General features: G+C 37.2%; 13 protein-coding genes. 12 read left to right on the forward strand and 1 reads right to left on the reverse strand.

Annotation, left to right across the window (positions count from 1 at the left end; genetic code table 11):
• The 12 genes from PMI13_RS12820 to ypfJ form a co-directional block, all read left to right on the forward strand.
• The coding region (locus tag PMI13_RS12820) for a 4Fe-4S dicluster domain-containing protein (RefSeq protein ID WP_007844360.1) at nucleotides 1–619 on the forward strand (619 nt) is incomplete at its 5' end.
• 25 nt (nucleotides 620–644) lie between these two features.
• On the forward strand, nucleotides 645–2,042 hold the full coding sequence (nrfD, locus tag PMI13_RS12825; RefSeq protein WP_007844361.1) for an NrfD/PsrC family molybdoenzyme membrane anchor subunit: 1,398 nt from the start codon (nucleotides 645–647) through the stop codon (nucleotides 2,040–2,042).
• Nucleotides 2,029–2,550, forward strand: coding sequence for a DUF3341 domain-containing protein (locus PMI13_RS12830; RefSeq protein WP_007844364.1), 522 nt, complete (start codon nucleotides 2,029–2,031; stop codon nucleotides 2,548–2,550). Before nrfD ends, PMI13_RS12830 begins: the two co-directional genes overlap by 14 nt.
• A gap of 55 nt (nucleotides 2,551–2,605) precedes the next feature.
• A complete protein-coding gene (locus PMI13_RS12835) occupies nucleotides 2,606–3,289 on the forward strand; it encodes a c-type cytochrome (RefSeq protein WP_034669666.1) in 684 nt (227 codons plus the stop codon).
• Nucleotides 3,290–3,297: 8 nt separating this feature from the next.
• Nucleotides 3,298–4,629, forward strand: coding sequence for a hypothetical protein (locus tag PMI13_RS12840; protein ID WP_007844369.1), 1,332 nt, complete (start codon nucleotides 3,298–3,300; stop codon nucleotides 4,627–4,629).
• Between the two features lie 143 nt (nucleotides 4,630–4,772).
• Nucleotides 4,773–5,789, forward strand: a complete 1,017-nt coding sequence (locus PMI13_RS12845) for a hypothetical protein (protein WP_007844372.1) — start codon at nucleotides 4,773–4,775, stop codon at nucleotides 5,787–5,789.
• Between the two features lie 49 nt (nucleotides 5,790–5,838).
• Nucleotides 5,839–7,020: an NTF2-like N-terminal transpeptidase domain-containing protein gene (locus tag PMI13_RS12850; protein ID WP_007844375.1), complete on the forward strand. Its 1,182-nt coding sequence runs from the start codon at nucleotides 5,839–5,841 to the stop codon at nucleotides 7,018–7,020.
• Nucleotides 7,021–7,557 (forward strand): adenine phosphoribosyltransferase, encoded by a 537-nt coding sequence (locus PMI13_RS12855; protein ID WP_007844380.1) that lies wholly within the window; start codon nucleotides 7,021–7,023, stop codon nucleotides 7,555–7,557.
• Between the two features lie 115 nt (nucleotides 7,558–7,672).
• The gene (locus tag PMI13_RS12860) at nucleotides 7,673–8,380 is read left to right on the forward strand and encodes a YfgM family protein (RefSeq protein ID WP_007844382.1); all 708 of its coding nucleotides are present in this window, start codon (nucleotides 7,673–7,675) and stop codon (nucleotides 8,378–8,380) included.
• A gap of 3 nt (nucleotides 8,381–8,383) precedes the next feature.
• Nucleotides 8,384–8,902 (forward strand): 6,7-dimethyl-8-ribityllumazine synthase, encoded by a 519-nt coding sequence (gene ribH / locus PMI13_RS12865; RefSeq protein WP_007844385.1) that lies wholly within the window; start codon nucleotides 8,384–8,386, stop codon nucleotides 8,900–8,902.
• Nucleotides 8,903–9,132: 230 nt separating this feature from the next.
• The gene (locus PMI13_RS12870; protein WP_007844389.1) at nucleotides 9,133–11,211 is read left to right on the forward strand and encodes an LTA synthase family protein; all 2,079 of its coding nucleotides are present in this window, start codon (nucleotides 9,133–9,135) and stop codon (nucleotides 11,209–11,211) included.
• 85 nt (nucleotides 11,212–11,296) lie between these two features.
• Nucleotides 11,297–12,151, forward strand: coding sequence for a KPN_02809 family neutral zinc metallopeptidase (gene ypfJ / locus PMI13_RS12875; RefSeq protein ID WP_007844391.1), 855 nt, complete (start codon nucleotides 11,297–11,299; stop codon nucleotides 12,149–12,151).
• Between the two features lie 49 nt (nucleotides 12,152–12,200).
• Here ypfJ and PMI13_RS12880 read toward each other — a convergent pair whose 3' ends face one another.
• Complete coding sequence (locus PMI13_RS12880) at nucleotides 12,201–13,055, reverse strand: GLPGLI family protein (protein ID WP_007844393.1); 855 nt, start codon at nucleotides 13,053–13,055, stop codon at nucleotides 12,201–12,203.
• Between the last annotated feature and the right edge of the window lie 131 nt (nucleotides 13,056–13,186).

A 13,186-nucleotide genomic window follows, 5' to 3' on the forward strand; every position in this document is an offset into this window, starting at 1 on the left:
TCCTGAATTATACGGAACTGCTTTCGGCGACGGAGGTGCTCTTAACCACCCTGCCGATAATCCGGATGTAATCTTCCAGCCGGTAATGTGCCAGCACTGTAACCACGCTCCTTGTGAAACGGTATGTCCGGTAGCGGCTACTTCACATGGTAAGCAAGGTCAGAACCATATGGCTTACAACAGATGTATCGGTACAAGATATTGTGCAAACAACTGTCCTTACAAAGTAAGACGTTTCAACTGGTTTACATACAACCTTAATGACAAGTTCGATTTCAACATGAACAACGACCTTGGAAGAATGGTACTAAACCCCGACGTAGTTGTAAGAACAAGAGGGGTAATGGAGAAATGCTCAATGTGTATCCAGGAAACCCAGGCTACAATCTTAAATGCTAAGAGAGAAAACAGAAAAGTAACGGACAACGAATTCAAAAATTCTTGTGCTTGTGCTGCTGCATGTTCTACCGGAGCAATGACGTTTGGAGATATGAATGATAAAGAATCTGAAGTGAGAAAGCAATACGCTAGCAACAGAAGATATTATTTACTGGAAGAGATAGGAACAAAACCAAACGTGTTCTATCACACTAAAGTAAGAAACAGAGTAGAAAAATAACGTTTAAATAATAAATAGGTAAAAAATGTCAGGACATTACGAAGCTCCGATAAGGGAACCTCTAATTATTGGTCACAAAACTTATCACGATATCACAGAAGATATTGCACGACCTATCGAAGAAAGAGCAGGTAAATTATGGTGGATCTCATTATATGCAGCCTTAGTTCTATTCATCTATGGATTCGGGTGTATCGCTTATACTATCGGAACAGGTATTGGAGCATGGGGGCTTAACAGAACTATTAACTGGGGTTGGGATATTACCAACTTCGTATGGTGGGTAGGTATCGGTCACGCCGGAACCCTAATCTCAGCGGTATTATTATTATTTAGACAACGTTGGAGAATGTCGGTAAACCGTTCAGCTGAAGCGATGACCATCTTTGCAGTTGTACAGGCGGCCATTTTTCCCGTAATCCACATGGGTAGAGTTTGGGTAGGATACTGGGTATTCCCGTTACCTAACCAGTTCGGTTCTCTTTGGGGGAACTTTAACTCTCCTCTACTTTGGGACGTATTTGCAATCTCTACGTATTTCTCAGTATCTACAGTATTCTGGTTTATGGGATTGATCCCTGACTTTGCCATGATCAGAGACAGAGCAAAAACGCCTTGGACAAGAAAAATTTATACATTCCTTGCATTCGGTTGGGGTGGTAAGGCAAAACACTGGCAGAGATTCGAAGAATTATCCTTGGTATTGGCAGGTTTGGCAACTCCACTTGTATTCTCAGTACACACTACCGTATCTTTTGACTTCGCAACTTCGGTAATTAAAGGATGGCACTCTACAATCTACCCTCCTTATTTCGTTGCCGGTGCGATCTTCTCAGGATTTGCAATGGTACAGACCCTGTTGTTAATCGCAAGAAAAGTTTGTCACCTTGAAGACTATATCACGATGTATCATATCGAAATTATGAACATCGTAATTATCCTGACAGGTGGTATGGTAACAGTTGCTTATGCAACAGAATATTTTATCGGATGGTATTCCGGATCAAGATTTGAAGACTTTACCTATCTTTCTCCAGGTGCTGCCGTTGGACCTTACTGGTGGGCATTCTGGTCATTGATCATCTGTAACCTTGTAATTCCGGCTTCTTTCTGGTTCAAAAGATTGAGAACAAATATTATCTGGACGTTCATCGTTGCATTGATCATCAACATCGGGATGTGGTTTGAACGTTTTGATATCATCGTTATCAACCTTTCCAGAGATTATTTACCAGGATCTTGGACGATGTTTAAGCCAACGATTATTGATGTGGGTGTATATTTAGGAACAATCGGATTCTTTTCTACATTATTCTTATTGTACGCAAGAACATTCCCTGTCATTGCACAGGCTGAATTAAAATCGATTTTGAAAATCTCAGGTGAAACTTATAAAGCAAAAGAAGGAGATGAGCACCACTAAAATTGTATACGGACTTTATGCTGACGACGACGATTTAATGAACGGCGTTAAAGCATTCAACGATAAAGGAATTAAAATAAACGAAGTTTATACTCCATTCCCGGTTCACGGACTAGATAAAGCTTTAGGTTTAAAGAAAACAAGAATTTCTGATGCCGCATTTATCTATGCGCTTTACGGTGTTACTATCGGTGCTACTGTAACCTGGTATATTATGAATCATGACTGGCCTCAGAATATCGGTGGTAAACCGGCATTCGACTGGGGACATAACATGCCTGCATTCGTAGTTCCAATGTTTGAATTGATGGTGTTCTGTGCCGCTCACATGATGTCTTTAACTTTCTTGGTAAGAAATAAAATGTATCCCGGAGCTCCTGCACAAAACCCGGATCCGAGAACTACAGATGACAAGTTTATGATGGAATTTGTAACTGAAGATGTAGAATCTGTAAAGCAGTTGCTGATTGAAACCGGAGTTGAAGAAATAACTGTTAAAGATGCTTAAAATGAAACCTAATGCAATGGTTACATCTGACCATAAAAAAAATAAAAATGTCCAGATGAAAAAGAATGTATTAAAAATTACAGCAATTTTAGGTTTAACAACGGTTTTACTTAATTCTTGCGGACCAAAAGAAAATGTACCATTGGTATATTTCCCAGATATGTACTTTCCGGTAGCTTATGATCCATTGATGAAAGCTCAGGATGCTTATTCCGATCATGAAAATGAAATTCCTGCTTTTGTTAAAAACAGCTTCGCTACAGGGCTTGCTCCGGTAGAAGGAAGCGTACCTCAGAATAAGGACGGAATTTTTGAAGAAGGCTTACTTCCAAGAAATGTAGATGAATATAACGCAGGGTATGATGCTTCTAAAAAACTGACAGCTTCTCCTTTGAATCCGGCAAACGCTGCCAAAGATATCGAAAGAGGAAAAATGTTGTTTGACCGTACCTGTGCTGCATGTCACGGAACAGGAGGTGATGGACAGGGGCCAATTGTACAAAGCGGTGCTTTCTCAGGTGTACCTAATTATGCCGACAGAGAAATTACTGTAGGATCTGTTCATTATGTATTAACAAACGGTAGAAACGCGATGGGATCTTATGCGGGACAATTGAACGCAGGAGACAGATGGAGAGTAGCAATGTATGTGATTAGCGCCTTCAAAAAAGGAGCAGCAGCACCGGCAGCAGCTACAGAGACAGCAAAAACTGAAACTACTACCGAAACTAAAAAATAAGAAAAGAAATGTATAGTTTTTCACCAAAATTAAAATCAACTTCTATAATACTTCTTGTTGTAGGTTTAGTTCTGTTTGGTATCGGTTTCTTCATGAATAAAGGAATCTCTACTGAGAAAATAGAACAAATGATGGAAGCTGTTCATGCTTCAGGTCATACCGCACCTACACACTCAAGTGAAATGGTGGGCCCTCAGGATCATGCAGCTCATTTAGAGCATGCTACTCTTCAGGTTCACAACCAGCCTTTGGCATCATTACACTTTGTAGCTGTATTTTTCTTTGGAGTTAGTTGTGCTGTACTGTTCTTTTACTGTATTCAGCACGCGGCTCACGCAGGTTGGCCAATTATCATTACAAGAGTGATGGAAGCTATTGCTTCTTATATTCCTTGGGGTGGTGCTATTTTAATTATCCTTATGATAATTAATATCACTCACAACGGTCACTTGTTCCACTGGATGGATCCTGAGTTGACAGATCCTGAATCTGCACACTTTGATGTGATCCTATTTGAAAAGAAACGATTCTTAAATATTCCTTTCTACGCTATCAGAACGATTATTTATGTTGCTGGTGCCTCTTTCTTTGCATGGAAGCTTAAAGCTCAGTCTAAGAAAGTAGATGAAACAAAATCAAAAGTAGATTACCAAATGCTTTACAGATGGGCTGTAGGATATATTGCATTCTTCGGATTTGCATCTGCGGCATGGGCTTGGGACTGGTTAATGTCTATTGACCCTCACTGGTATTCTACGATGTATATCTGGTATTCAATGGTTAGCTGCCTTTCAAGTGGTATCGCTGTAATCATCTTACTAAGTGTATACCTTAAGAAAAACGGATTTCTTCCTCAGTTCAATGACAATCACTTACACGATTTAGGAGTATTCCTTTTCGCTACAAGTATGCTATGGACGTATACATGGTTTGCACAGTTCATGCTTTACTGGTATGCAAACGTTCCGGAAGAGGTTAACTATTTCTTTGGAAGATTCCAACACTATGCTCCTACATTCTTACCCATGTTGATCATTAACTTCTTATTACCATTATTGGTATTGGTAAGCAGCAGCATAAAAAGAAACTACAAAGTAGTAACAACGATGGCTGTAGTGGTTATCCTTGGACACATTTTAGATTACTTCAATATGGTAATGCCTGGAACAGTAGGTCCTTACTGGAAAACTCCTGAAGTGTTCTTATTAATATTAGGTGCTGTTTTATTTATCGCAGGATTATTTATGTTTACCGTAATGACTGCATTATCTAAACTGAAACTGATTCCTACAGGAAACCCTTTCTTACACGAATCTGAAATTTACGAGTATCCTTTCTAAGGGCTTGTAACAAAATAAAACTCCAAAAGACTGATTGATAAAACAATCGGTCTTTTTTTATGCGATAAAATGAAGTTCAGGCAACCAATTCAGATTTCATGCGTCTTATAATCAGATAAACTAACTATTGAAAAAATATTTACATGAAAAAAATTCACGTACTCAGCTTTTTGCTTATCCTGTTAATAAACTTTGTAAATGCACAGACCATCACTTTTATTTCTGAAAAGACCAATAAACCGCTACCCAAAATTTCGGTTTTCGGAAAAGACGGAAGTATTCTGGCTTTCTCCGATATTGACGGAAAAATAGATAAGCAGTTATTGGATCCTTCACAGGAAAAATTCCAGCTGGTTTATGATAATTTTCCCATTGCTACCCTATCTTATGCCGATTTTGATAAAGAGATCATAAAAGTAAATGACAGGGTGAAAGACATTGAAACCGTCGTTATAAAAAACAGCAAACCCGCAAAATATATTTTAATCAAAGGAAACTTCAACTCTTATGTTACAGTTAATAATAAACTTAACTCATATGCTGACGGAATTGCAACCTATATTTTTGACAACAAAACAAAAAAATTAAAAAGCACCAAAGTTGAGCAGTATAGAATTTTCAGGTTGACAGACGCTAAAAATGAAAAGAAGCAGACATCATCCTGGGATTATGGTAATTCTTTAAACCTTCCGAAGCTTAAAAATGTTGGAAACCCGGAAGAATACAAAACAAAAAATAATATCATAAAAGAACTGAAAGGAGACCAGAAAGACCAGATCGAAATTACCGGAGCTGCACTGCAGGAAAAAGAATTTGCTATTTTCGGATATAGGTTTTATGATATCAGATCTATTTTAAACCTGTCTTTTGAAAAAGGATCGCAAAAAACATTAAGGGATTTCTTAGAATATAACGAACTTATTTTTATCAAGCTAAAACACAAAAGTGAACCCAACTACAATCAGATTACAGTCTATGGCAATTTTTATCCTACCGAACTTAGCTTTGAAAACGGTGATGACATCGAAAAAGTGAAATTTGACAAAGACAACAGCAATTATCAGACAAAATATTGGCAAGAGCCTTCTTTTCCGAATATGCAGACTATTTTCAGTTCATTCTTTAAAGATGATTTAAAAGAAGCTGAAAATAAAAAATAAAAATTTCTATTAATAAAGGTTTTACTAAATTTGTAGCAAACCAATAAAAATGAAAAAGTTTTCTCTTCTGCTACTATTCAGTTTATTCTTTTTTACGGCTTGTAAGAAGGACCATGTTGATGCAAGCACAACCCAAACTTTACAAACCAGCATCAATGATATGGCTTCGAGTCTGTCTACCATTAAACAGATAAAATTTAATGAAGCTCTTTATATTTTAAAAACATTCGGAGTAGAGGCTGAAGGTGACGAAAATGAACTGAAAGCTCTTGGCCAGCTTATTAATGGAAAAAAAGTTCCTGAGATAATGACCATGGCAGATGAAGTGGCTCAAAAAAACGGGATCGAATGGGCAAGCAATGCACCGCCGTCATTAGGAGAAATGAACATTTTCGGAGATGATAAAGCTAAGGAAAGCGACCCGAACGATGTGAAAGCAAATTCATTAAGCATTATTACAAGACCTACAGGAGACAATGGAGAAGGTGCAACTGCCCTTCAGATCGTACCAAGACTTGTAGACAACACCGGAAAACCCATTTCTTTTACCGGAGCCGCTTTAGAAACAACTTTAGAGGTTTTCAGCAATGGCGTAAAACTTTCTACAGCAAAAAACCTGATGCAGGATAATAATTTCGGAGGTTTTAATCTAAAGTTCTCATCCATCCCTGCAGCTAAAGTCGTAGATAATAAAATAGATATTACAATCTCTGTAAAAACAACGGCAAAAACTTTCAAAATGACTAAAATAGGGCTTGATGTAAACCCTACCGCATTGAAAGTTCCTGCTCCACCGAAAGTGGATTCAACAGCAGTGATTCAGGATCCGAGTGCAGCAGACCCGAACAGTCCCGTAAATACTGCGAATCCTACAGATCCTACAACAACTCCTGCTACACCAAAACAACCAACAGGAGATCCGAAAAATACAGTAAACAAGTTTTTAAGCAACGTAAGTTCTCAAAACCTTAAGGCAGCATTTGACTCTTCCAGCAACCCAAGCTGGGGAAGCTACGAATCTTTTTCAAACCCTACGTCAGGATTTGGATCTGTAAAAAATGTAAACGTTAAAAATATCAGTACCAATGCAAGCAACACTAATAATGCAAGTGTAAATGCCACGTATGATGTAACTGATAAGAATGGAAAAGTAACTTCCCTGAAAGTAACTTTCGGACTTAAAAATGTAAACGGAGACTGGAAAATATCCAGTTATAAAATAAACCCATAAATGGCTTCAAAAGAACTCATCAAAAACCTGGAAGATACGATTGAGAATATTCCTGATTTTCCGATTCCCGGAATCCAGTTCAAAGATATCTCCCCTATTTTCCTAAATCCGAAATTGTATGAATCTGTTATTGAAGACCTTGTAACCTTCAGCAAAGGAAAAGTAGATGCCGTGTGCGGAATTGAGAGCCGGGGCTATTTATTTGGAATTGCAATTGCCGTAGCTTTGGAAGTTCCGTTTATCCTGATCCGGAAAAAAGGAAAACTCCCCCCTCCGATTATCTCAGAAAAATATGATCTGGAATACGGAAGTGCGGAAATTGAAACCCGTGAAGGGCAAATACAGAAAGGACAACGTATTTTAATTCATGATGATCTTCTTGCAACAGGCGGAACAACGGAAGCTGCCGCCAACCTGGTTGAGAAACAGGGGGCAGAAGTGACCCAGTTCAGCTTCCTGATCGGATTGAAAGGGCTAGGCGGCGATGAAAAACTGAAAAGGTTCAACGCTGAGGTCTATCATATTTTAGAATATTAGCATCCTTGTATTAGCAGTTCTCCGACATTTACCATACTTTTATTAATAATAACCTCAAAGTATTTTGTAAATCATTCAGAAACAATTAAATTTGCAATTCAATTTTTAAGAATTTATGGCAAAACTTGCAAAGAATGCTCAACATGAGCAAGAAGGTAAAGAAACAGTGGAATTTTTTAAAGATCTTGACAGAGAGGCTTTAAACACTGAAAGATTCCTTGAAAAATATTCAAAACCACTAGGTATTGTTTTTGGTGTGTTGGTGTTAGGCGTTCTTGGATTTTTCGCTTACAAACAATTCATTGTTGCTCCCAAAAATGTTGAAGCCGTAAAAAGCTTCCTTGCTGCACAAAAGAACCTGACTGAAGGAAAAGATAAAGAAGCTTTAGGAGGAAAATCTGCTGCAAACCCAGGATTTCTGGGAACGTATAATGAGTTCTCATCTACTGATATTGGCAAACTTTCTGCATACAATGCAGGTTTATTGAAATTCAAAGAAGGGAAATTCCAGGAAGCATATGATCTTTTAGATAAATTTTCGTCTGATAATAAAACATTGATGGCCATGAAGTATGGAGCAATGGCAGATGCAAAATCAGGCCTTAATAAAAATGATGAAGCTTTAGCGTTATTGGATAAAGCAGCTTCTGCTTCCAGTGACCCATATACCATTTATTATTTTACAAAAAAGGCAGGTATCGTAGCATTGGGATTAAAGAAAAATGCAGATGCTAAAAAATATTTTTCTGCTATTGACGAAAAATACCAGGACTACGATAACGGAATGTCTGATTCTTATATTGAAATGACTAAATATTACTAAAAAATGGCAACAGTTAATCTTTCCGATTACAAGCCACTTAATATAACTAATGCCGAAGATTTTTCTATCGGCATTGTTTTTTCTGAGTGGAATGATTTTATAACCTACAATCTTCGTGATGCAGCTTTGGAAATCCTGAAAAAAGAAGGGGTAAAAGCTGACAACATTAAACTTTTCCCCGTTCCCGGAGCGTTTGAATTAAACTATGCAAGCATGCAGCTTTGTAAAGAGCGAAAATATGATGCTGTAATTGCTATAGGATGTGTAATCCGTGGAGAAACTCCACATTTTGATTACGTCTGCTCAGCGGTAGCCCAGGGGATTAAAGACTGCAATATTTTAACGGATACCCCTACCATTTTCTGTGTACTGACTGACGACACAAAAGAACAGTCTATAGCAAGAAGTGGCGGTGATCTTGGAAATAAGGGTGTAGAAGCAGCCGTTACCGCTTTAAGAATGATTGATTTCAAAAAAAATCTCTCTGAGAAAAAAGGAAATATCGGATTCGGCCATTCTTAATTTTAACACTTATTACAGAATGATAAAACAAAAAGAGACTATTTTCATAGCCTCTTTTTTTTATGTATCTCCCCTTAAACCCTTCACAGAAAAGCTTTTCCGGATAATATCATTTTTTAATCTTAATTTAAACAATTATAAATAATCCAATAAATCGCCGATTTTTATTTTTTTTATTGAAAGATTTCGTACAAAAACTATCTTTGCGAAAACTATATATATTTAAACTAATGTTTACTCAAAAAACTAAACCATTCTTATATTTAGGATTTTTTTATCTTATCTTTTCATTGATTGTAAGGGTTGTTTTCCTGTTTCATCCGATCACCACAGCCAGTTTCGGTTTTTTTGAAATAATAAAAATAATATCACTGGGTATTTTAAATGATATTTTAGTTTTCATTATAACATGCCCATTTCTGGCTGTATATTTTTTATTCTTATCAAATTCAAAATATAAAAGCCCTTACGGCCAGATTATACTAACTGCGTTAGTGCTTCTCTTTTTATACATCCTTCTGATACCCAATAATATTTTCAAACAATACGGAGGTTCTTTGGCAGAGATAGCTCTTGCATTTATAGGATTGAAAATAATCCTATTCAGCTTAATGCTATTCTTACCGAATCAAAGGCTTAAAATTAGAAATACCCTCTATTTCATTACATTATTTTTATACGTCGTGCTCATTGTCTTTAATGCGGTAAGTGAATATTTCTTTTATAATGAATTTGGATTACGTTATAATTTTATTGCAGTTGATTATCTTATTTATACCAACGAGGTCATTGGAAATGTAATGGAAAGCTATCCGGTAATTCCTTTATTCCTTGTTATATTTGCTGTATCATTGGCTGTTACGTGGTTTATTTATAAAAAAACAAAACAGGAGCTGACTGACCTGCCTAACCTGAAACAGAAATTAATTTTGCTGGCAACATTCATCCTGTTAGTGGGAATCAGTTTGTCCGGATTACATTTTACAACGCAAATCAAATCATCAAATGTTTTTACAGAGGAAATTGAAGCCAACGGATTACCGAAATTCTATTGGGCTTTTACCCATAATGAACTGGATTATTTTCGGTTTTATCCACTAATCGGTCAGAAAACAGCTGAAGCCAACTTTTTGAGTCAATATTCTGAACATACTTTAACACGAAATATCATTTCTGATCAGCCGGAACTTAAGAAAAATGTAGTACTTATCTCTGTAGAAAGTTTATCGGCTGACTTTCTGGAACATTATGGAAATGATCAGAAGATTATGCCTTTTTTAGACAGCCTCGCGGATCGTTCATTGATGTTTACCAATCTTTATGCCACAGGAAACAGAACTGTAAGGGGTTTAGAAGCTTTGACCCTTTGCATTCCGCCCACTGCGGGAGAAAGTATCATCAAAAGAGAAAACAATAAAAATAAATTCACAACCGGAACTGTTTTTAAAGCTAAAGGATATGATGTGAAGTTCTTATATGGAGGTTATAGTTATTTTGACAATATGGAAGATTTCTTTTCCGGCAATGGATATGGAATTGTTGACCGGAATAGTTTTAAGCCTGAAGAAATTACATTTGCCAATGTTTGGGGAGTAGCAGATGAAGATATGGCGAAAAAAGCAATCCAGATAATGAATACAGAATCAAAATCCGGAAAGCCTTTTTTTAATCATTGGATGACTGTTTCCAACCACAGGCCTTTCACCTATCCCAACGGAAGAATTGATATTCCCGGAAATGCAAAATCCAGGGAAGGTGGGGTGAAATATACCGATTATTCATTGAGAAAGTTCTTTGAAATGGCAAAAAAACAAGACTGGTATCATAACACCGTTTTTGTGATTATCGCCGACCATTGTGCATCCAGTGCCGGAAGTACGGAACTTCCAACCGATAAATACAGGATTCCGGCTATGATTTTTTCTGACGGTTTTATCAAACCACAGAAGTTTAACAAGCTGATGTCTCAGATCGATATAATGCCTACTCTTTTTGGTCTATTGAATTTCAGTTATCAGTCCAAGTTCTTAGGACAGGATGTATTTAAGACCGAATTTCAGCCTAAAGCCTATGTTGCCACATACCAGGATCTGGGTTTTATAAAAGATGACCATTTAACCATTCTTTCTCCGGTAAAAAAAATAAAGCAGTATTCACTATCTCCGAAACCGGGCAAACTGGCTCCTCAATTCAATATCTATAATGATGAAAAGATTCTGAAAACACCTGATCAGAAACTGATCAATGAAACAATTTCAGCATACCAGTCTACATCATGCTGGCTTAAAACCAATCAGCTTAACCACTAATGAATTTTCTGAAGCTTACCATTAAAAAATAATCTTTTCGTATCAATAATAATTTTAAATTTACACTGATAAAAATTTATTTACTATGAAATGGACAGACGACAGAAGCGGTAATGTAGAAGACCGTCGCGGAAGCGGCAGTGGTGGTGCAATTGTAGGTGGTGGACTCGGAACTCTTATTATTGCTGCCATTATATTTTTTTTAGGAGGAGATCCTTCATCCATCCTTTCTTCATCCGGTGGCAACAGTTCTGCTCCAACTGAGCAAAGAGATTTGAATGCAAATGAACTTAAAGTTCGTGAATTTGTACAAATGATCACGGCCGAAAATGAACAGACATGGACTAAAATTTTTGCAGACAACGGAATGCAGTATCGCCCGGCAAGGGTAGTACTATTTGAAAGTACAACACAATCCGGATGTGGAACTGCACAATCTGCAATGGGCCCGTTTTATTGCCCGGCAGACCAGACCGTTTATATGGATATGAGCTTCTTTAAAGAACTTCAGCAACAATTTGGAGCCCAGGTTACAGAATTTACGATCGCTTACGTAATGGCTCATGAAATGGGACATCATGTACAAACACTTTTGGGAACAACCCAACAGGTAGATAAATTAAGAAGAGCAGGACAATATTCTGAAGCCCAAATGAACAGAGTTTCAGTAGCAACGGAGTTACAGGCCGACTTTTATGCCGGAGTCTGGGCGAAACAGACAGACAGCAGAGAACATATATTGGAACCCGGAGATATTGATGCTGCAATCAGTGCTGCTGAAGCAGTAGGTGACGATAATATTCAGAAAAGATCTCAGGGATACGTCAATCAGGAAAGCTTTACCCACGGGTCATCTGCCCAACGTAAAGAATGGTTTATGAAAGGCTATACTTCCGGTGATATCAGACAGGGCAATACTTTCGATCAGCTTTTAAAATAATTTTACATTATATAATAAAAACACCCTGAAGATAACTTCAGGGTGTTATTTATTTCAGTTCTATTGGGTTGCTGTTATTTTTAGCTTCTTCTTTCATTCTTTCTTCCATTCTCTTTCTCATATCGGCCGGATTTTGATTTCCTCCGCCGCCACGGTTTCCGCCACCACCCATAATACGGGTCTGGGCAAATCCTCCGCCACCTTGTTGGCTCATAAATGACATCGGGTCAGATTTAAACTTTTCCTGTTGTTTTACGAAATCCGTTCTTTTTACCTTAATGGTATTTCCAAACTGATTCATTGCCGGAAATTCTGCAATTTTATAGTTTTTCATCAGATCAAAAGAATAATCTCCCTCGCTGTCTTCCACTTTAATAATTAAGCCCGGCAATCCGCCAAACTTGTACGGACCATCCTGATAAGGCAGATCTGTACTGAACCATGCTGTCCATTTTCTTCCTCCAAAATCCGTTTCCGCTTTCTGAACCTTATATTCCCCGATTTTAGTAGTTTCTGAAAGAATCTTCCAGTTTAAAGGACGATCTTCTTCGTAAGAATAAATATCTCTTCCGATTCTGTCTTTAAAAAACGTTTTCTGGTTGGCTTTATCCTTTTCGATAGAATAATTGATATTTGATCTTAAACCTTCCATCTGCTCACGGTTGATGCTTCCTCTTCCCCCTCCGCCCTGAAAGGCTTTTTGCATAATCGAATCTCTTTTCAGTCTATTTTCCGAATAAAACATTGACTTTTCAGGAGAAATATCCAAATATGCATTTTCTGTCTTAATATCGTTTTTATTTGAAGCATCCGGCTTCATAGAAACCTGATACACAAATCGGTTGGTTTGTGCAAAAACATTTTGTATAAGCAGTGTTAAAGCAATGATACCTAACTTTTTCATGTTGAGTTAATTTAATCTTTGGATTTCAAAACCTTACCAAAGTTAAACTCATCAATGATAAAAATCGATAAAATAAAAATGTCGATTTTTATTTACTGATTTTTGTTCGTATTTTTGCAACATTAAATCAT

Origin of the sequence: Chryseobacterium populi, from assembly GCF_000282115.1 — a bacterium.
In the GTDB taxonomy this organism is placed as follows: domain Bacteria; phylum Bacteroidota; class Bacteroidia; order Flavobacteriales; family Weeksellaceae; genus Chryseobacterium; species Chryseobacterium populi.

Excerpts from the sequence above, each read along its gene's own strand:
- PMI13_RS12870 (WP_007844389.1), top strand. The coding sequence starts at position 9,133 with ATGTTTACTCAAAAAACTAAACCATTCTTATATTTAGGATTTTTTTAT.
- PMI13_RS12840 (WP_007844369.1), top strand. The coding sequence starts at position 3,298 with ATGTATAGTTTTTCACCAAAATTAAAATCAACTTCTATAATACTTCTT.
- PMI13_RS12845 (WP_007844372.1), top strand. The coding sequence starts at position 4,773 with ATGAAAAAAATTCACGTACTCAGCTTTTTGCTTATCCTGTTAATAAAC.
- PMI13_RS12830 (WP_007844364.1), top strand. The coding sequence starts at position 2,029 with ATGAGCACCACTAAAATTGTATACGGACTTTATGCTGACGACGACGAT.
- ribH (WP_007844385.1), top strand. The coding sequence starts at position 8,384 with ATGGCAACAGTTAATCTTTCCGATTACAAGCCACTTAATATAACTAAT.
- nrfD (WP_007844361.1), top strand. The coding sequence starts at position 645 with ATGTCAGGACATTACGAAGCTCCGATAAGGGAACCTCTAATTATTGGT.
- PMI13_RS12860 (WP_007844382.1), top strand. The coding sequence starts at position 7,673 with ATGGCAAAACTTGCAAAGAATGCTCAACATGAGCAAGAAGGTAAAGAA.
- PMI13_RS12835 (WP_034669666.1), top strand. The coding sequence starts at position 2,606 with ATGAAAAAGAATGTATTAAAAATTACAGCAATTTTAGGTTTAACAACG.
- ypfJ (WP_007844391.1), top strand. The coding sequence starts at position 11,297 with ATGAAATGGACAGACGACAGAAGCGGTAATGTAGAAGACCGTCGCGGA.
- PMI13_RS12880 (WP_007844393.1), bottom strand. The coding sequence starts at position 13,055 with ATGAAAAAGTTAGGTATCATTGCTTTAACACTGCTTATACAAAATGTT.
- PMI13_RS12850 (WP_007844375.1), top strand. The coding sequence starts at position 5,839 with ATGAAAAAGTTTTCTCTTCTGCTACTATTCAGTTTATTCTTTTTTACG.
- PMI13_RS12855 (WP_007844380.1), top strand. The coding sequence starts at position 7,021 with ATGGCTTCAAAAGAACTCATCAAAAACCTGGAAGATACGATTGAGAAT.